Below are 18870 nucleotides of genomic sequence, written 5' to 3' on the forward strand. Positions count from 1 at the left end.
TCTACTTGGCCGGCGTCGGCTCGGTGAGCCTCAGCGCCAGCGCGGGGCACACGTTCACCGCCTTGCGGGCGCCGTCCTCCAGCCACGGCGGCAGCGGCGTCTGCGGGAACGCCGGGAAGCCGTTGTGGTCCAACCGGATGATCTCCGGGGCCACCGCCGAGCAGAGCCCGTGGCCGTCGCAGCGCGACCAGTCCAGGGCCAGCTTCCGCGCGCCCTTCTCGGCCGTGTACGGCAGTGGCAGGATGCCCCGGACCTGCTTGCCGCAGCCCTCGCCGTTGGTGTGCGCCCGGACGTCCTCGGCGAAGACCTCCAGCGCGGAGAGCGCGAACCGCGACGTGCCGTCCGGGTGGCTGCACGCGCCACGGCCCTTCACCAGACCGGCGGCCTGCCGGACGTTCTCCACCGCGTTGCCGCCGAGCGACACCAGGGTGACCGCGCGGGCCAGGTCGGGCAGGCCGATCCGGCACGGGCCGCACTGGCCGGCCGACTCGCCGGCCAGGTACTGCACGACCTGGGCGACCTCGCCGAGCGGGCAGGTCTTGGAGCCGATCGGGATCAGCATGCCCGCGCCGAGGGTGCCGCCGACCTTCGCGAACCCCTTGCGGGAGATCGTGATGGTCTGCGCCTGCTCGGCGCTGACCCACTTGCCGTGGTAGCCGCCGACCAGCAGGCCCGGGCCGATGTCCGCGCCGCACATGGTCAGCACATCCATCAGCGGCGTGCCGCTGGGCGCCTCCACGACGGCCGGCGCGGTGGCCGAGCCGCCGACAGTGAGCATGACCGTGCCCGGCTCCTCGGGGATACCCACCGAGTTGTACTCCCACGGCCCGATCCGGGCCGCGATCGCCAGCTGCGAGTAGGTCTCCGCGTTGGAGAGCAGGGTGGGCAGGCCCATCACGCCGTTGTCGCTGGACCGGACCTTGCGGCCAGGCGGGATGTGCGCCTCGCCGTTGATGCCGCGGACCAGCGCGCCGCCCTCACCGGAGATGAACCGGTGCGGCACCGTGACGATCCGGGTCGGGCAGGGCATCTTGCGCTCGGCCAGGGCCGCGGTGATCGAGCTGAGACCGACGCCGTCGTCGGCGACCCCGATCACGATCTCCTCGGCGTCCAGGGCGGCGGCGGCGAGCGCCGCGCCGTCCAGGATGAGGTGCGGGCCACGGGTGAGGACGGCCTTGTCCTTCCAGGACGGCGGCTCACCCTCGGTGGCGTTCACGACGATCACCGGCGGCAACTCCTGCCGGCGGCACGAGTCGATCACCGCGCGGACCTTGCGGGCGAACGGGAAACCCGCGCCGCCCCGGCCCCGGAGCTCGATGCGGTCGGCGAGGCCGACCAGCTCACCCGAGGAGAGCGCGGCGAACCCGCCGTGCACCTCCTGGTGGGCGACCAGGTCGAGGCGCCCGTACTCGTCGAACCCCGCGGTGATCCGTGGGGTGCCGATCGCCGTGACCGGTGGAACCTGTGCGGTACTCAATTCGCTTCCCTGACGTCACCACGGAGCTGGGAGAAGTAGTCATCGTCGTCGTCGCGTCCGCGACGACCGGCGGCCCGGGTCTCCCGTTCCATCGGCTCGGCGCGGCGAGTCCGGCGGGAGGCCATCTCGAGGGCGGGCGCGTCGTCCGGCTCGCCACCCCACTGGCCGTCGGCGAGGTCGACGAACTGGCTGCGGCTGCTGTGCCGGCCGTCGTCGCGGGCGGCCCGGCGGCGGGGCGGCTCCTCCTCGATATACCGGCCGCCGCGGGGCTCCTCCTCGTAGCGGGCGGGCCGCTGGCGGGGCACCTCGTCGTAGTCGTCCTGGCGGCGGCGCGGGGCCTCGTCGTACTCCGGTTCCCGGCGGCGGCCGCGGGCGGGCGGCTCGTCGTCGGCGTACCGGCGCATCCGCGTCCCGGTCGATTCGAGATCGTCACGACGCATCCGGGTGCCGGTCGACTCGATCTCGTCCCGGCGCATCCGCGTGCCTGTGGTCTCCAGGTCGTCCCGGCGCATCCGGGTACCCGTGGCTTCCACGTCGTCGCGGCGCATCCGGGTCCCGGTGGCTTCCACGTCGTCACGGCGCATCCGCGTACCGGTGGTCTCGAGATCGTCCCGGCGCATCCGGGTACCGGTCGCCTCCAGGTCGTCGCGGCGCATCCGGGTGCCGGTCGATTCCACGTCGCGGCGGCTGCGGGCGGGCGGCTCGTCGTCGTCGAACCGGCGACCGCGGCGCGGGCCCTCGTCGTACATCTCCTGGGTACGGCCGCCCCGGGAGCGCGGGGCGGGCTCGTCCTCGTACCGGTAACGCTCGTCCTCGATGTCACGCCGCGACATGGCCCGGGTGGCCGTGTCGTAGCGGTCGTCGTCCTCGGCGGACCGGCGCTGGCGCGGGGCCGGGGCCTCCAGCTCGGCCGGGTATCCGGCCTGGTATCCGGCCGGCGCCGGGCTGACCGGTGCGGCGGCGGCCGGCATCATCGGCGGCGCTGCCGGGCTGACCGGGCGGGCCACCGGCGGCGCGGGCGGGGGCACCGGCGGCGCGGCCGGCACCCAGGCCGCGGTCGTGGCCGGTCCGGGCGGCGCCATCAGGTCGCCGGTGGCGTCACCGCCACGCCGGCCACGCCGCTTCGGCGCCGCGCCGGTGGGCACGAGCTGGCCGACCGGCTTGATGCCGGTGCCGGCCGCGGACGAGAAGTCCTTCTTCCGGTTCAGGCTGACCGAGAGGCGCACGGCCAGGCCGACCAGCACACCGAGGACGCAGACGACGTAGCTGACGGTGACCCAGGTGGCCGCGGGACGGCCGGCGGAGAGTCCGTGCATGAGCGCGATCGGCCACATCAGGTACGAGATCGAGTGGATGCCCCGCCACATCCAGGGCTTGCCGCGGCCGATGAACTTCGACCGCGCGATGCCGGTCCACATGACCAGCACCATGATCCAGCCGGAGATCGTGCCGAGGCCGACGTAGAGGCTGTTCCCGGGCAGCAGGAACGGGATCGCGATGTCGATCAGGCGGATGTGCTCCTCCGCGTACTTCGTCCAGACGTGCACGACGAGGGCGGTGACCGCGATCAGGCCGGTGGTCCGGTGGGTGGACTGGAGCAGGACCCGCTGGCGGATGCTGAGCACGAGCCGGTCCGTCGCCACCAGACCGACCATGATCGTGATCGAGAGCGACACGAGGCTGATGACGCCCATGTAGTACTCGGCGTAGATGAAGAAGTAGTAGTAGCCGACCCGACCGGGCTTGGTCATCATGGCGACGGCCCAGAGTGCGGCCAGGACGCACACGACGAGCAGCGCGATCGCGGTTCTCGAGGCCGGACGCGTGCCGGTGGATCCGACATCCACCGCAACCCGGGGGGCGGCGGCTCGCTGGTTGTTCTTCGACCGGGCCATTGACTCCTCGTTTTCCTTGCAGTGCGGTCACGTCCCGTGGGCGGTGGGACGCCGGCGTCCGTGGGGAACGCCCCGCGCTCAAGCTCTTCCGGACCCGATCCGCAGCACCGCTTTCCCCTGCCGTGCCACGGTCCGTGTCCTCCCCGGATTACGTGGCCGGCCCGGGTTCGGATGAACACCGCCGGAATTTTTTGCGTAGCGGCGTGACTACCGCGCGCACACGGGGGCTGACCAGGCGAAACAACGAGAAGGTTGCTCTCCTAAGGAAGATTTAAGGAATTCCATACGAGTGACGCGGGCCACCCGGTGAACCATTCCGCCCGTGGCGGCGAACTAAGTAGTGCAGCCGTGAAATGGGGGATCTCCATGCGTCACTTCGTCACCGCCTTCGGCGCGGTGCTGGCCGGCGCGATCCTGAGCACCGCCATCGAGGCGCCTGCCAGGGCCGACGAGCCGGGCTTCAGCGTACGCGTGACCGCGCCCGGCGACTTCACCGCCGGAGAGGCCGCGAAGACCGTCACCGCGGTGGTGACCTCGGAGAACCGCCGCTGCCGCAAGGTCCGCTGGGCTCTGCTGGTGCACTCCGGCCTCGACGACGACCAGCTGAAGGTGGTCCGGATCGAGGAGGACGGCGAGTTCGGCACGAGCAGCAGCACCGAGGGCATCACCACCACGTTCCTCGACGACCGGCCGGACCCGGGCACGCTGTGCCGCGGCCGGACCGTCACCGGACGCTGGCAGGTCGCCTTCGCCGGACCGGACGCCGGCCAGGTGCAGTTCGAGGCGCGGGCCTTCGACGCACAAGGAACGCTGCTCACCGCCGCGGGCGCGACCACGCAGGTGGAGAGCGACACCCCGCCGCCTCCGTCGCCGTCGCCGTCTCCGTCCAGGGAGGAACAGGCGCCCGCCGACGAGCCCGCGACCGAGCCGCCGGCCGCGCAGCAGGACCGCGAGTCCGGCGATCCGCAGGCGGCGCTCGTCTCCGAGGACTCGTTCCTGCTCGGGCCCGGCCTGATCGTCGGCGGCGTCTTCGTCTTCCTCGGCGTCCTCCTGCTGCTGCGGATCCGCTCCCGGTCCAGGGCGGCCCGCCGGGAGGCGCAGGTCCTGCCGACCGGTTTCTACCGGATGCCCCGATAGGGGGTTCTTCCTGCGGGTGAATTCCCGACTTGACGACCCGCTACCTCCCGATCGCCGTTAGCGTGGGCGCCAGCTGTCACCGTCCATTGGGGAGGGCCTCGTGACCAGGCGTCCTGTGAAGATCTTCAGTGTGCTCGGCGTCCTCGCGCTGGCCGCCGTCGCGGTTCCGGCCGGCGTCTCGTTCGCCGGGACCCGGAACGAACCCGCGGCATCCACCAAGCCGGCCACCACGCAGGCCGACAGCCTCCTCGGCGGTGAGCCGAAGGTCCCGGCAGAGCTGAACCCGCCGGCCGGCAACGTCGTGCACGCGGTGCTGAAGGCGCGCGGCGTCCAGATCTACGGCTGCACGGCCGGGGCCTGGACGCTGATCGAGCCGGCCGCCTCGCTGACCGGGGTGACGCTGCGCCCGGCGAAGAAGGTGACCGCCCTGCACTACCGCGGCCCGAGCTGGCAGTCCGACCAGGACGGCTCGCTGGTCGAGGGGGACGGCGCCTCGGCGGTCCGGGCGCCGTCGGCACATCCGGACAGCATCCCGCAGCTGCGCCTCACGGCGAAGACCACCCGTGGTGGCGGCGTGTTCGGCAAGGTCACCTTCATCCAGCGCCTCGACACCGTCGGTGGCCTCGCCCCTGCCGGCGGGTGCTCCGGCAGCACGACCACTGCCGTGCCGTACCGGGCGGTCTATCGCTTCTTCGTCGCTTCGTGAGGTCATGAAGTCGCTTCGTGAGGTCATGAAAAGGAGCAACCGGCCGGCGCCCGAGATGACGCCGGCCGGTTGCCGGATGGGGAACGTGGATCAGAGGGCCGGGTACGCGTTCGCCATGAGCTCGGCGAACTGCGCCGGGAACCAGGCGCCCGAGATCGGGGCCCCGGACAGCGCACCGGTCAGGCTGTTGCCGTTGCGGGCGTTACCGGTGTAGGTCGGGTCGCACATCCGGTCGAAGCCCTTGCCCTCGTCGTTCGGGATGAGGGTGCTGGAGCCGTCCGACTCACCCGGCGGCTTGACCCAGACGTAGGCGTCGATACCGGCGGCCGGAGCCGCGGTGGGACGCTCGCCGAGGCCGGCGCCGGCCTGGTTGCACCAGTTGCCGGCGTGGATCCGGCGGTCGATGCGCGACTGGTTGACGTAGGTGTTCACGTCGGTCGAGGTGCTCGCCGCGGTGGGCCGCTGCGAACCGCCCCAGCCGTTGCGGGAGGTGTCGATCAGCATACCGAGGCCGGAGTCGAAGCCGATCGAGACCAGCTTGGTCCGGAACGCCTGGGCGAAGGTCAGCTCATCGGTGTACTGGTTCCAGTCGACCCACTTGGACTGGCGGACGTTCTGGCCACCGACCGTGGTGGTCGGCTGCACGAACGGCTCACGCAGCGCCGAGTAGTTCGCGGTGTTGGTGATGAAGCCGTGGACGTTCTTCACGTTGCCGGACGCCTGAGCGGCCTGCAGCATGATGTCGGCGGTCGGGCCGAAGTTCGAGTCCCAGCCGATCCAGCCGTGGTGAGCCGCGTCCACGTAGTTGTAGACGTTGCCGAGCGCGCCCAGCTTCTGCAGGGCGTAGCCGATGCCCTGGACGTAGCCGCCGTTCGCCTTCATCGTGTCGCACATCGCGGTGCCACCGGCCTGGCCGGAGGTGTTCGTCACCAGGTTCGGCAGCGAGTCGATCTCGACGATGTTGATGATCCGCAGACCGGCGTACTTCGCCTCGCCCTGGATCGCGGCGATCGGGTCGATGTACTCGGCCTTGTAGCGCGGCAGGTCGTTCGGGCCGAGCTCACCGTTCGAGGCGAGCGCGGCGCAGTCCCGGCCGGGCAGGTTGTAGATGACGAACTGGATGTAGCCGGCGCCCTGCGCGAGAGCCGCGTCCAGGTGGTCACGAACGCCCATGGCGCCGTTCGAGCTGCTGTCCTCGGTGCCCTCGATCGCGGCGATCCGGTCGATCCAGACCGCGGTCGGGTTGTTCGAGACCCGGCTGCCGCCGGACACCGACTCGGCCTTCGCCTTCCACTCCGGGTTCACGTAACCCTTGGCGCCGGCGTACGGGTTGTCGACCTTGGTGCCCGGCTGCTGCGGGGACTGCGAGGTCGACGGGCTGGTCGACGGGGAGCTCGACGGGCTGCTGGAGGGCGAGCTCGACGGGCTGCTCGACGGGGAGCTGGACGGGCTGGTCGGCACGTTGCCGGTGCAGACCGTGCCGTTCAGCGAGAACGACGCCGGGGTGGTGTTCGTACCGGAGTAATTGGCGTTGAAGCCGAAGTTGGCGGTGCCGTTCGTGGGGATCGAAGCCGCCCACGACGGGTTGGTGGCGGTGACGTTCTGGCCGGACTGGGTGACCGTCGCGCTCCAGCCCTGGGTCACGGTCTGGTTGCCGGCGTAGGCCCACTTCAGGTTCCAGCCGCCGCTGATCGGGTCGCCCAGGTTGGTGACGGTGACGTTGGCGGTGAACCCGGAACTCCACTGGTTCACCGCATAGTCGACGCGACAACCGGCCGCGGCGCTGGCGCTGCCTGCCACGGCGACAGCACCGGCGCCGGCCACGATGCTCACGGCTGCGGCCGCCGTGAGAGCCCGGGCACGGGTGGGGATGGGTCTCATGAGGACTCCTCGAGACGGGGGCGGCGCGGGACCGCGCCAGGGAACGGCGGCCAACACATCGGTGGGGATCGCTGGCCGATGGGGACAGCATGGCATGGGAGCGCTCCCAGCGCAATGATCCGGAAACAGTGCGGCAACGGGCAGTTCACGGCCCCTCCATGCGCTTCCGGCGCCGGGCTTCGAGCGCACGCCACAGCGCACCGGAGCGCACCCGAGTTGCGACCCCGTGGCCCCGTTCCGCGGCTCAACCGCACGGCGCGGATGCCGACCCTAGGACCATGACCGTGGGCAGCGCAGTGCACACAACCGGACTCCCGACCGTGGAGATCTCCGGCGAGCCGGTGATGACGCCGGATCGGCAGGGCCTCCTGCTGGCCGAACTGGTCGCGTTCATGACCAAGGACACCCCCTCGGTGCAGCACGTGCTCGACCTGGCCGAACCGCACCTGCGGGCGATCGCCGGGCTGACCGCCGCCACCGTCTTCGAGCTGGACTCGGAGACCGGCATGATGACGGCGACCGCCCAGCTCGGCGAGCCCGGCCGGCGCGACCAGATGACCGCCGGCAAGGTGTTCCGTACCCCGGCCGGCGGCAAGCCGGTGGTCAGCGGCGAGCAGATGGCGATCCGGCTGCGCATCGGCGGCCAGACCGTCGGCGTGCTGCTGCTGACCGGCGGCGCCCTCGACCAGCTCCGCCCGGAGATCGTCTCGACGATGGCGCTGCACTTCGCCACCACCCTGCAGGGGCTGTCGGCCGAGAAGCAGCGGCAGTTCGTCGCGCACAGCAGCGCCACCATCCGTGACCTGTTCGAGCAGGGCATGACGCTCGGCAACGTGGAGACCGCCGCCGAGCTGCTGGCCGGCTCGTTCGCGACCGCGTTCCGCACCGAACACGCCGGCATGCACCTGGTCGACGGTGAGGGCCGGATCCGGTACGTCCACGGTGTCGGCTTCACCAGCGACGCGAAGCGCGAGATGGTGCACGGGCTCCTCGGCCAGAAGGCGTCCGACTCCCCGGTGTGGCGCGCGGTCGCCGAGTCCGGTGAGCCACTGCTGGTCGGCGACGTCTCCACCACGAAGACCCGGCAGGGCGGGTTCGTCCACCAGATCGGCGTGAAGTCGTTCATCGCGATCCCGCTGATGTCCGCCGGCGGCCCGGTCGGCCTGGTGGTCTGCGGCGACTCCAGCGGCCTGCGCGAGTGGAACTCCCGGGACCGGATCCTGGCGCAGCAGCTGGCCGTCGAAGGCGCGCTGATCATCGACAGCGCCCGGATGCGCCAGGCCTCCCAGGTGCACGTGGAGGAGCTGACCCACCAGGCGTTCCACGACTCGCTGACCGGGCTGCCGAACCGCAAGCACCTGCTGGACCGGGCCGAGCAGGCCGTGGAGATCGCCTACTCGACCGGCACCCGAGTGTCACTGCTGCTGCTCGACCTGAACGGCTTCAAGCAGGTCAACGACACGGTCGGGCACCACGCCGGCGACGTGCTGCTCCAGTCGGTCGGCAAGCGGCTGCAGGGCACCGTCCGCCGCCCCGACCTGGTGGCCCGGCTCGGCGGCGACGAGTTCGCGGTCCTGCTCACCGCCGACCCGGACGAGGCCGCCTCGGTGGCGGCCGGCGAGCGGATCTGCGAGATCCTGCGCGAGCCGTTCGAGATCGAGGGCCAGGAGGTACGCATCGGCGCCAGCATCGGCGTAGCCGTCTGCCCGCAGCACGCCACCGAGTTCGGCGCCCTCATGCGCTCCGCCGACGCCGCCATGTACGAGGCGAAGCGCAACGGCGGCGGCGTCCGGGTGGCCGACCTCTGACGGAGGCGGCCCGGTGTAACCACCCACGACCGACAAACCTGGACAATCTGGTAGGTTTCTTCAGCTGGCGCTTACCGGAAGGACCAGAATGCTCGGGACCTCACTCATCGCGGCCGCTGCCGTGCTCGCCGCCGGGATGACGGGTGGCGCGCAGGCGCCTGCGGGTCGCGGACCGCTGACGGAGATGACGTTCGCGGTGTCGCCGGACTCGGTGAAGGCGGGGTCGCGGATCACGCTGGCCGGGGTCGCCGGGGCCGGGAGCAGCGGGAACGCCGGGGTCGTCGACCTGTACTTCCGCAAGGGGGAGAACGACGACTACCTCCGGATCGGGCGGCTCGCCGCGGGCGACTCGGGGCGGTTCGGGACGACGATGACCGCGAACGCCTCCGGTGACTACATGGCGGTCTACCGGGGGAACAAGCAGCGCGGGACCGCCTCCGGCAGTGACTACGTCTCGGTCTACACCACCCGTACGATCAAGCGGCTGGTCTATGCCTGGAGCGCGACCAACACCCAGTGTCATCCGGTCTGCCGGACGCACAGCCCCGATGTCACGCTCGGTACCGGGCCGGTGCACGTCAGCTTCCAGCGTGATTGCGGGCCGACCCGGTCGGGCGGCAGCCTCGGGTTCACCGACGACCCGTGGAACAAGCACGAGCCCGGCGATCCCGGCTGGCGGGAGTTCCCCGAGGGGGCCGGTCCGACCGAGTTCGACCTGGCGCCGACCGCGCCGGCCGGCCACTTCTATCTGACCTGGTCCAGTGTTCAGCGTGAGCGCGGGCAGGCCACGCTCTGTAACCTCAGTTACCGCGCGACGCAGGACACCACGGTCGTCACCTACCTCTAGACGAAAGCGCCGTGCCCGGTCACCGCCCGGCCCACGATCAGTGAGTTGATCTCGCGGGTGCCCTCGTACGAGTAGAGCGCCTCGGCGTCCGCCACGAACCGCCCGATGTCGTAGTCCAGCACGATCCCGTTGCCGGCGAGCAGTTCCCGGGCCCAGCCGACGACCTCCCGCATCCGGGTCGTGCAATACGCCTTCGCGAGCGCCGAGTGCTCGTCCTTGTAGACGCCCTCGTCCTGCAGCTGGGCGAGGCGCACGCACATGCCGAGCGACGCCGTCACGTTGCCGACCATGCGCACCAGCAGGTCCTGGACCAGCTGGAACTTGGCGATCGGACGGCCGAACTGCTCGCGTTCCTTCGCATAGTCCAGAGCGATCTCGTACGCCGCCAGCATCACTCCGACGGCCTGCCAGGCGACTCCGGCACGAGTCTGGCGGAGGACCTTGGCGGTGTCCTTGAAGGAGTGGGCGTTCTGAAGCCGATCAGCCTCCGCGACCCGTACATCCTCCAAGGTTATGTCCGCGTTCTGCACGATCCGAAGCGCGATCTTGTTCTCGATCTTTGTAGCCGTGAACCCCGGCGCGTCGCCCGGCACCACGAAGCCCTTCACCTGGTCGTCGGCCTCATCACGAGCCCACACCACGATCAGGTCGGCGAAGGTGGCGTTGCCGATCCAGCGCTTCGCGCCGTTGAGAATCCACGTATCGCCGTCCCGGCGCGCCGTGGTCCGCAGACCGGCGGCCACGTCCGAACCGCCGCCCGGCTCGGTCAGCGCGAACGCCCCGATCTGATCGAACGCGGTCATCGCCGGCAGCCACCGCTCCTGCTGCTCGGGTGAGCCGCAGGTCTGGATGCTGCCCATCGCCAGGCCCGCGTGCACGCCGTAGAAGGTGGCCATCGACGCGTCGGCGTGCCCCATCTCCAGCGCCAGCCAGCCGTTGAGCAGCGACGAGTGCTCCGCCCCGGCCAGGCCCAGCCCGGCGAACCGCTTGATCAGCTGGGTCGGGAACTCGGCCCGCGCCCAGTAGTCGTTCGCGATCGGCGTGACCTCGGCCGCGAGGAATTCGCGGACGCGCCGCACGATCGCCGACTCGTCATCCGTCAGAAGCCCCTGAAAGGTGTAAAGATCTCCGGCAAGCATGTTCGGTTCGTACCCCCGTGACGCCGCACCTAGACTCGGATCCCATGCTCACCATGCAGGACGCACTGGCCCGGTTGACCGCGTATTGGACAGATCAGGGCGCCCTGGTCGTCCAGCCGATGAACACCGAGGTCGGAGCCGGGACGCTGAACCCGGCGACGTTCCTGCGCGTGCTGGGCCCGGAGCCGTGGAAGGTCGTCTACGTCGAGCCCTCGGTGCGGCCCGACGACTCCCGGTACGGCGAGAACCCCAACCGGCTGCAGACGCACACCCAGCTCCAGGTCATCCTCAAGCCCGACCCCGGCAACCCGCAGGAGCTCTACCTCGGCAGTCTGCAGGCGCTCGGCATCGACGTGGCCGCGCACGACGTGCGGTTCGTCGAGGACAACTGGGCCTCCCCCGCGCTCGGCGCCTGGGGTCTGGGCTGGGAGGTCTGGCTGGACGGACTGGAGATCACCCAGTTCACCTACTTCCAGCAGGCCGGCGGGCTCAACCTCGACCCGGTCAGCGTCGAGATCACCTACGGCATCGAGCGCATCATCATGGCGCTGCAAGACAAGACCCACTTCAAGGAGATCGAGTACGCGAAGGGCGTCAGCTACGGCGAGGTGTTCGGCCAGTCCGAGTACGAGATGTCCCGCTACTACCTCGACGACGCCGACATCGAGGCCAACCGGAAGCTGCTCGACCTCTACGCCGGCGAGGCGCAGCGGATGATCGACGCGGGTCTGCCGATCCCGGCGCACACCTTCGTGCTGAAGTGCTCGCAGGCGTTCAACGTGCTGGACGCGCGCGGCGCCGTCTCCACCGCCGAACGGGCCGCCGAGTTCGGCCGGATGCGCCGCCTCGCCGGTGAGGTGGCGAAGCTCTGGGTGGACCGCCGCACCGAACTCGGCCTGCCGCTCGGCACCGTCGGAGCCCGGGAGAACGCCCGGCCGCCGGCCTCCACGCAGACCAGCGACGACGCCCGCACCCTGGTCTTCGAGATCGGCACCGAGGAGTTGCCGCCGGCGGAGTTGCGCTCGGCCCGCGCCCAGGTGCTGCGCCTGGTCACCGAGGGTCTGGCCGGCACCCGGCTGGCGCACGGGGAGATCCGCGTCTACGGCACGCCGCGCCGGCTGATCGCCGTCGTGCAGGCGGTGGGGGCGCGCGAGGACGATCACGTGCGCTTGGTGAAAGGACCGAAGGCCCAGGCCGCGTACGCCGAAGACGGCACTCCCACACGCGCACTGGAGGGTTTCCTCCGGTCGCAGGGTGTTCCGGCGAGTGAGGTCACCACGGTCGAGCTTTCCGGCGTACCCCATGTGGTCGTGGAGAAGCACGAAGCCGGACGCGCCGCACCCGCCGTGCTCGCCGGCGTGCTGGCGCAGGTCGTGACCGGGCTGCGGGCGGCGAAGAACATGCGCTGGAACGACCCGAAGCTCTCCTTCAGCCGCCCGATCCGCTGGCTCACGGCGCTCTGGGGCGACGACGTGGTGCCGGTGGCCGTCTCCGGTCTGGCCGCCGGTCGCGAGACCCGCCTGCTGCGGACCGCCGCCCAGCCGGTGATCGCCGTCGAATCCGCCGAGACGTTCCTGGAGACCCTCGGGGTGAACGGGATCGTCGCCGACCACGAGGACCGCCGCGAGCTGATCGTCATCGGCGCGCAGGACCTGGTCTACCCGGACGGCAGGATCGACGTGAAGGGCGAGGCCGCGCTGATCGACCAGATCACCGACCTCGTCGAGCAGCCGCTGCCGCTGCTCGGCACGTTCGACGAGGCCTACCTCGACCTGCCCGCCGCCGTGCTCACCACGGTGATGCGCAAGCACCAGCGCTACCTGCCGGTCCGCGACGTGGAGACCGGCGCGCTGCTGCCGATGTTCGTGACCGTCGCCAATGGACCCATCGACGTGGAATTGGTGCGTTCCGGCAACGAGGCGGTCCTCCGCGCCCGGTACGAGGACGCCGCGTTCTTCTACCGCGCCGACCGCGCGACGCCGCTCGCCGATCTCCGCTCCCGGCTGTCCCGGCTCACGTTCACCGACAAGCTCGGCTCGATGGCCGACCGCGCTTCCCGGATCGCCGCCCTCGCCGACCGGTTAGGCTTGTCTCTGGGGGCCCACTCGCCGACCTTGGAGCGCGCCGCCGCCCTGGTCAAGTTCGACCTCGGGTCGCAGCTGGTCACCGAGATGACCAGCCTCGCCGGCGTCATGGCGCGGGACTACGCGCTGCACGCGGGCGAGGACCGGGCGGTCGCCCAGGCCGTGTACGAGGCGGAGCTGCCCCGGAACACCGGCGACGAACTCCCCCGTAGCGTGGCCGGCGCCCTCCTGTCGATCGCCGACCGCCTCGATGTGATCACCGGCCTGGCCGCCACCGTCGGGTTGCCGACCGGCAGCAGTGACCCGTTCGCGGTGCGGCGGGCCGTCCTCGGGTTGATCGCCGTGCACCGGGCCACTCCCGCGCTGGCCTCACTCGACCTGCTCGAAGGGCTGGCCGTCGCCGCCGCCGGGCAGCCTGTCGCGGTGTCGCCGGCGATCGTGGACGCTTGCGCGGAGTTCCTCGCCAAGCGGCTGGAGCAGGTTCTGGTCGAGGAGGGCAAGCCCGTCGACCGGGTACGGGCGGTCGTCGCGCATCACGCCCGGCCGTCCCATGTCGACGTGCTACTCGGACAGTTGGCCTCCCTCTCCGGGGATGCTGATTTCCTGGCTGTCGCCGGCGCTGTCCAGCGGGCTCGCCGCATCGTCCCGGCCGGCACTCCTGCCGCGTATGACGTCGCGGTGCTGAAGGAGCCGGCGGAGTTGGCCTTGCACGAGGCCGTGTCCGACATTTCGGACTTTTCGGATATTTTGGGATTCGTGGAGGCGACCCGGGGTCTCGTCGGGCCGCTGAACACCTTCTTCGACGAGGTGTTCGTGATGGCCGACGACCCGGCCGTGCGGGCTGCTCGCCTCGGGTTGCTGGCGCGCGTGCGCGATCTCGGCGAAGGGCTGCTGGACTGGTCGCAGCTGCGCCTCTGATCCGCTGTCTTCCTGTCACACCCAGGCCCTAGGTTGTCGGCATGCTGCTGACCACTGTGGCCTTCGACCGGTTCGTGCGGGAGGACGACTCCGGCGGGCTGACGGCTCTGCTGCTCGCGAGCGAGGAGCCGGCCCGCCGATCGTTCCTGGCACGGATCGAGGAGCGCCTCACCGACGGCTTCCCCCCGCACGTCATCCGGGAGGCCGCGGGGTTCTACGCGCTCGCCGTCATCGGCTGCGCGCCGTCGGCCGCCCGGGCCGCCGCCCTGCTCGGCCGCGGTGAGCTGCGGCAGTGGCACATCGTCCCCATCACGCGGTTCCTGGAGATCGCCCGGGCCCGGCAGCTGGACTGGGTCGGTGACCTGGGCGTGCGCCTGGCGAAGCGGATCCGGGCCGGCGAGCTGCTGCTGTCGGCCGAGTGGGACTTCGTGGTCGCGCTGCTCGACGAGGGCAAGGCCGACCCGCCGGTCACCGAGGGCGTGGTCCTGGCCTGGCTGCGGTCGGTCCACCACGGCCGGCCCTCGGCCCTGCCCCGGCGGCTGCGCGCCTCCCGCTTCCTCGACCTGCTCCTCCCGGCCGTCTTCGCGATCGACGGCCTGGGCTCGCAGATCCCGGCCGCCGGCTGGGACGGCACGACGTGGGACCCGGTCCCGGCCCTCCCCGCCGCGCTCGCCCGGCTCACGGCCGAGGGCCGCCTGGACCGGGCCGCGCTCCTCGCCGCCACGATCGACCGTCTCGTGCGCGGCGACCGTCCCGCGGCACTGCGCCCGTTCGTCCTCCTTCACGACGCGCTGGCCCCGGCGGCCGCCGAGGTGGCGGCCCACCTGCCCTCCTACGCCACGTTGCTGGCGTCGGCGCCGTCCCCGATCGCCGGCCTGGCACAGCGGACCCTGCGTGCGGCCGGCTGCCTCCCCGGCCTCGACGTGAGCGCCGACGTCCTCGCCCGCCCGGAGAAAGGGCTGGTGAAGGCCCAGCTCACCTGGCTCGACCGGGCAGCCCGCGCCGACCCGTCACAGGCGGCCGCGATCGCCGGGGTGGCGGCGGTGGCGCTGCGGAGTCCTGTGCTGGACATCCAGGAGCAGGCCGGTGCGCTGATAGCCCGCTACCGGCCCCTCGCTCCGCCGGCCGCCCCCGCCCCTCCCCCGGCCGCCTTCCGCGCTCCCCCCTCGACCCGCGCGGTGATGCCGCCGCCGATCGGGACCGCCGCGGAGCTGGCCGAGGAATACGTGGCGGTGCTCCGGGATCCTTCGGCGGTTCGCTGGGAACGCATCCTGGCCGCGCTGGTCAGCCTCCCGCCGGACGGCTTCCGCGAGACGCTCGAACCGGTCCTGACCCGCAACGACCGATCCGGCCACCGGCACATCCCGGCCCTCGACAAGGCGATCCGGGCCCGCGCCGGCCTCCCCTTCGACCCGGACGTCGAGCAGCGCATGCTCGCCCTGGTGGAGCACGCCTGGTCGCAGGCCTTCGTCGAGACCCCGGCCGACATCCTCACTCTCCGCCTGGCCGAACTCGCCGTCCAGCTGACGCGGTCCCCGATCCCCGTGCTGCTGGCGACCCCCACCCACGTGACCGGCAGCCTCGACCCCGCCGTCCTGATCGACCGCCTGGCCCGGGTGGAGACGCCGTGGGAGCTCGACTTCCAGCAGGCCCTCCTCCGCCTTCCCCGCGTCGCCGAACCCGCCGTCCTGGCTCGCGCCGAGGCCCTGACCGGTCCGCACGGACGCCGCCTGGCGACGTGGCTGCGCACCGGCGGCCTGCCTGACCCGGTGAGCACCCGTCGCGAGCAGCGCAGCCGGCAGAGCCCCGGCGACCGGCGGCTGGTGGTCGATCTGGAGTCCAGCCGGGCCGATCCGGGCCGGATCCTCCTGGAGGACGCCGTCGTGACCCTGACCAGGCCTGCTGAGCCGCGCTCCCGGAGCCGGCGGTCGTACCGTCCGGACGTCCTCGCGACGGCCCTCCCGCACCACCGCGAGGTGGTGGCGGCCTGGGCCCTCCCCGACCTGGCAGCCCTGGCCGACCAGGACGCCCGGGACGCCTCCCTGCTCCCCCTGCTGGCCGACGCGGAAGGCCCGCTGGGCCCGGCGACGGCCCTGGCCGTCACCTACGGCCTGGGCGCCCGCCACACGCCCGACCGCGTAGCGGCAGTGGACGCCTTCCTGTCCCTCTGCTCGTCTCCCGGTTTCCCGGCCGCGGTCGGCACCGAACTGGGCGACCTCGGCTCCGACGGAACCATCAAGCTGACCCGGGTGACCGAAGCCCTCACCGAGGCCCACCACGCCGGCGCGACAGCCGAGGTCTGGCACCTCCTGGCGACGGCCCTGCCCCACCTGCTGACCACCACTCCCCACGGCCTGCCGGCCCTGCTGGAGCTGGCCACCACCACCGTCACCGCCCTTTCCGAGCGAGCCACCATCCCGGCGGACGTGCCCGGCTTGGCCGCCCTCGCCCGGCGTCCCGGAGGATCCCGCCTGCTGCGCGAAGCACGGCGTCTGCAGGCCGCCCTCGAACGAGCCTGACCCCGTTACGAGGCGCGCGGCTCCTCCGCCGATCCTCGGCCGCCCTGCTTTTCGCCCACGCCCGGCGGTCCGTATATGCCCGGCGGTCCGTATATGCGGTGCCGGCTCGGCGTCCGCACATCCGTCCCCCAGCTGTGGGCTATCGCTGCCGCGGGCAGGGCAGACAGCAATGAGCCACAGCCGGGGACGAGTCCGCTCAGCCTGGCTGCACGCCAGCGCTGCGGTGGGAACGGATCGGGCCGGTGCGGCATCGAAAGGGTCATGCGTCTGGCTCGGGTGGGTGCGGGGTCCAGGTCCGTGGCGAGGTTCAGGTGGGTGACGAAGGTCGGATCGGTGGCGGTCCTTCTGGGAGTGGTCCTGCCGGCGGCGTGCTGGGGGGACGATGCGGCGGAGAGGGCTCCGGCTGGTCGCGGGGCGGCGAGTCCTCCCTCGGCGTCCGGCGCAACGGGGACCTCCGCCGATGGCTCGGCCTCCGGTGGCGGATTGGCGACTCTGGCGATCGACGAGTGGACGGGCTATCCCGACGCGGGGCTTCTCGGGGTCGTCTTCCGGTTCGACGGGCGGTGCTCGGTTGCGGTCCGGCCCGACGGGGGCGATCCGGTGCTGCTCGTCTGGCCGGAAGGTCATGTCGCGATTTATCCGGATAGGGTGGGACCAGATCAGGTGGGACCAGATCAGGTGGCAACGGTGTGGCTTCGGGAGCCGGGCAGTGGCCGGGTCAGCGTGTTCCGGGACGGGGACCTCGTGAATCTCGGGGGCGCTCCGGCCGGCCGGATCAAGGACTTCGTGCGGGCCCCTCACCGGGAATGCCCGACCGGCGACGCCTTCCTGGTGCTGCAGGCCGCCACCCGCGGCCAAGGGTGAACAAAGACCATTGTCCCCGCGTTCGCAAGGACGCCACGAGATCGTCGCCTGGCCGACGAATCGGTCTTCTGGACTTTCGGCGGACAGTCCGGCCGACCGCGCCGGACACCGAATCGTGGAGGATCACGTGGCAGATCGCCGTCAGGTGCTGCGTCTCGGGGCCGCGGCCGCCGCCGCTCCGGCACTCGCCGGAACCGTCGCCGCACCCGCGCTGGCCGGGGACGAGCACCAGCAGGGGACCACGGCGAAGCACCACACGAGCAAACCGCTCGTGGTGGGTCACCGGGGCGCTTCCGGGTACCGGCCGGAGCACACTCTCGCGTCGTACGAGCTGGCGGCGCGGCTGGGCGCCGACTACATGGAGCCGGACCTGGTCATCACGAAGGACGGCGTGCTGGTGTGCCGGCACGAGCCGGAGATCGGCGGGACCACCGACGTGGCGTCGCGGCCGGAGTTCGCGGGCCGGAAGAAGACGGTGCTGCTCGACGGTGTGAGCGTGACCGGCTGGTTCACCGAGGACTTCACCCTCGCCGAGCTGAAGACGCTGCGGGCCACCGAGCGGATCCCGGCGATCCGGCAGCGCAACACGCTGTACGACGGCCGTTTCCAGATCCCGACCTTCCAGGAGGTCCTGGACCTGCGCAGGCGCCTGTCGAAGGAGCTCGACCGCGACCTGGGTGTCTTCCCGGAGACGAAGCACCCGACGTACTTCCGGAAGCTGGGCCTGCCCCTGGAGGGCCCGCTGGCGAAGGCGCTGCGCCGCAACGGTCTCGACAAGCGCGGCGCGAAGGTGTTCGTGCAGTCGTTCGAGGCGGCGAACCTGCGGGAGCTCGCCGACGAGCACCGCGTCCAGGTGCCGCTGGTGTTCCTGACCGGCGCGGCGGGCGGCCCGTTCGGGGACCCGCGCTCGTACGCCGACTACCTGACCCCGGCCGGCCTGAGGGAGCTGAACGACTTCGTCGACGGCCTCGGCCCGGAGAAGAGCCAGATCATCCCGCGGAAGGCGGACGGCACTCTCGGCACGCCGACCGCCCTGGTCGGCAACGCCCACAAGGCCGGCCTGAAGGTCATCCCGTACACGTTCCGCGCGGAGAACTCGTTCCTCCCCGTCGAGCTGCGGGTCGGCACCGACGCCGCCGCCTACGGCAAGGCCATCGACGAGCAGGTGACGTTCCTGAAGACCGGGATCGACGGCCTGTTCACCGACAACCCGGACGTGGGTGTCCTGGCGCGCACGCTCATCTGAGAAGGGAGGGGGCCCGGCATGAAGCCGGGCCCGACCTACTTCTGCACCAGTGTCGGGAGAACGCCCGAGAAGTCCAGCTTGTAGCCGAAGCCCGTCGCCACGATGAACGTGAGGCCCAGCAGCACCCCGAGGACGACGATCGCGAAGAGCGCATACCCGATCACCGTGCCGACCGGGCGCTTCGTCCCCGGCACGCTGACACCGCTCTGATTGACGGTGGCCTCCCCGGCGCCCCAGGCGAGCGACCGGATGCCGAGGGCGAAGAGCACCGGCAGGCCGGCGCCGAGAACCAGGCCGGCGAGCAGGACCCGCCAGGCGCCGTCGAGCGCGAATCCGAGATTGTGCATGA

General features: G+C 71.5%; 13 protein-coding genes. 8 read left to right on the forward strand and 5 right to left on the reverse strand.

Translation table 11 applies throughout. The features are described from left to right. Position 1: 1 nt before the first annotated feature. Positions 2 to 1477 carry an NADH-quinone oxidoreductase subunit NuoF family protein gene (locus tag EP757_RS39850; protein WP_127553499.1) on the reverse strand — a complete coding sequence of 492 codons (1476 nt, stop codon included), beginning with the start codon at positions 1475 to 1477 and terminating at the stop codon, positions 2 to 4. Continuing rightward, positions 1474 to 3372 carry a translation initiation factor III gene (locus EP757_RS39855; protein WP_127553500.1) on the reverse strand — a complete coding sequence of 633 codons (1899 nt, stop codon included), beginning with the start codon at positions 3370 to 3372 and terminating at the stop codon, positions 1474 to 1476. The genes EP757_RS39850 and EP757_RS39855 overlap by 4 nt, the downstream gene beginning before the upstream one ends. Before the next feature lie 366 nt (positions 3373 to 3738). On the opposite strand from EP757_RS39855, the gene EP757_RS39860 reads away from it, so the two are divergent. Beyond that, positions 3739 to 4509 carry a hypothetical protein gene (locus EP757_RS39860; protein ID WP_127553501.1) on the forward strand — a complete coding sequence of 257 codons (771 nt, stop codon included), beginning with the start codon at positions 3739 to 3741 and terminating at the stop codon, positions 4507 to 4509. Positions 4510 to 4609: 100 nt separating this feature from the next. Then, positions 4610 to 5215, forward strand: a complete 606-nt coding sequence (locus EP757_RS39865) for a DUF3455 domain-containing protein (protein WP_160166015.1) — start codon at positions 4610 to 4612, stop codon at positions 5213 to 5215. 90 nt (positions 5216 to 5305) lie between these two features. Here EP757_RS39865 and EP757_RS39870 read toward each other — a convergent pair whose 3' ends face one another. Beyond that, complete coding sequence (locus EP757_RS39870) at positions 5306 to 7096, reverse strand: glycoside hydrolase family 6 protein (RefSeq protein ID WP_127553503.1); 1791 nt, start codon at positions 7094 to 7096, stop codon at positions 5306 to 5308. Between the two features lie 278 nt (positions 7097 to 7374). Here EP757_RS39870 and EP757_RS39875 point away from each other — a divergent pair, with 278 nt between their 5' ends. Together EP757_RS39875 and EP757_RS39880 are read left to right on the forward strand one after the other, a co-directional pair. Then, positions 7375 to 8904 carry a sensor domain-containing diguanylate cyclase gene (locus EP757_RS39875; RefSeq protein ID WP_127553504.1) on the forward strand — a complete coding sequence of 510 codons (1530 nt, stop codon included), beginning with the start codon at positions 7375 to 7377 and terminating at the stop codon, positions 8902 to 8904. Between the two features lie 88 nt (positions 8905 to 8992). Next, positions 8993 to 9751 (forward strand): hypothetical protein, encoded by a 759-nt coding sequence (locus EP757_RS39880; RefSeq protein WP_127553505.1) that lies wholly within the window; start codon positions 8993 to 8995, stop codon positions 9749 to 9751. Here EP757_RS39880 and EP757_RS39885 read toward each other — a convergent pair. Continuing rightward, positions 9748 to 10890 (reverse strand): acyl-CoA dehydrogenase family protein, encoded by a 1143-nt coding sequence (locus EP757_RS39885; RefSeq protein ID WP_127553506.1) that lies wholly within the window; start codon positions 10888 to 10890, stop codon positions 9748 to 9750. The two genes, EP757_RS39880 and EP757_RS39885, sit on opposite strands and share 4 nt — an antisense overlap. A 44-nt stretch (positions 10891 to 10934) precedes the next feature. Here EP757_RS39885 and EP757_RS39890 point away from each other — a divergent pair, with 44 nt between their 5' ends. The 4 genes from EP757_RS39890 to EP757_RS39900 all read left to right on the forward strand — a co-directional run bounded on the left by EP757_RS39890 (position 10935) and on the right by EP757_RS39900 (position 18521). Beyond that, entirely contained in the window at positions 10935 to 13892 is a 2958-nt protein-coding gene (locus EP757_RS39890; protein ID WP_127553507.1) for a glycine--tRNA ligase, read from the forward strand. A gap of 41 nt (positions 13893 to 13933) precedes the next feature. Then, positions 13934 to 16411 (forward strand): hypothetical protein, encoded by a 2478-nt coding sequence (locus EP757_RS39895; protein WP_127553508.1) that lies wholly within the window; start codon positions 13934 to 13936, stop codon positions 16409 to 16411. Positions 16412 to 17098: 687 nt separating this feature from the next. Continuing rightward, positions 17099 to 17275 carry a hypothetical protein gene (locus EP757_RS43120; protein WP_160166016.1) on the forward strand — a complete coding sequence of 59 codons (177 nt, stop codon included), beginning with the start codon at positions 17099 to 17101 and terminating at the stop codon, positions 17273 to 17275. 127 nt (positions 17276 to 17402) lie between these two features. Beyond that, positions 17403 to 18521: a glycerophosphodiester phosphodiesterase gene (locus EP757_RS39900; protein ID WP_127553509.1), complete on the forward strand. Its 1119-nt coding sequence runs from the start codon at positions 17403 to 17405 to the stop codon at positions 18519 to 18521. 35 nt (positions 18522 to 18556) lie between these two features. On the opposite strand, the gene EP757_RS39905 is transcribed toward EP757_RS39900, so the two are convergent. Beyond that, the gene (locus tag EP757_RS39905) at positions 18557 to 18868 is read right to left on the reverse strand and encodes a hypothetical protein (RefSeq protein WP_127553510.1); all 312 of its coding nucleotides are present in this window, start codon (positions 18866 to 18868) and stop codon (positions 18557 to 18559) included. Positions 18869 to 18870: the final 2 nt, after the last annotated feature.

Source organism: Actinoplanes sp. OR16, assembly GCF_004001265.1.
GTDB lineage: Bacteria > Actinomycetota > Actinomycetes > Mycobacteriales > Micromonosporaceae > Actinoplanes.

What these genes read in the sequence shown, in the direction of transcription:
- EP757_RS39855 (WP_127553500.1), bottom strand. Translation starts at nt 3,372, where the DNA reads ATGGCCCGGTCGAAGAACAACCAGCGAGCCGCCGCCCCCCGGGTTGCG.
- EP757_RS39860 (WP_127553501.1), top strand. Translation starts at nt 3,739, where the DNA reads ATGCGTCACTTCGTCACCGCCTTCGGCGCGGTGCTGGCCGGCGCGATC.
- EP757_RS39870 (WP_127553503.1), bottom strand. Translation starts at nt 7,096, where the DNA reads ATGAGACCCATCCCCACCCGTGCCCGGGCTCTCACGGCGGCCGCAGCC.
- EP757_RS39875 (WP_127553504.1), top strand. Translation starts at nt 7,375, where the DNA reads ATGACCGTGGGCAGCGCAGTGCACACAACCGGACTCCCGACCGTGGAG.
- EP757_RS39880 (WP_127553505.1), top strand. Translation starts at nt 8,993, where the DNA reads ATGCTCGGGACCTCACTCATCGCGGCCGCTGCCGTGCTCGCCGCCGGG.
- EP757_RS39885 (WP_127553506.1), bottom strand. Translation starts at nt 10,890, where the DNA reads ATGCTTGCCGGAGATCTTTACACCTTTCAGGGGCTTCTGACGGATGAC.
- EP757_RS39890 (WP_127553507.1), top strand. Translation starts at nt 10,935, where the DNA reads ATGCTCACCATGCAGGACGCACTGGCCCGGTTGACCGCGTATTGGACA.
- EP757_RS39895 (WP_127553508.1), top strand. Translation starts at nt 13,934, where the DNA reads ATGCTGCTGACCACTGTGGCCTTCGACCGGTTCGTGCGGGAGGACGAC.
- EP757_RS39905 (WP_127553510.1), bottom strand. Translation starts at nt 18,868, where the DNA reads ATGCACAATCTCGGATTCGCGCTCGACGGCGCCTGGCGGGTCCTGCTC.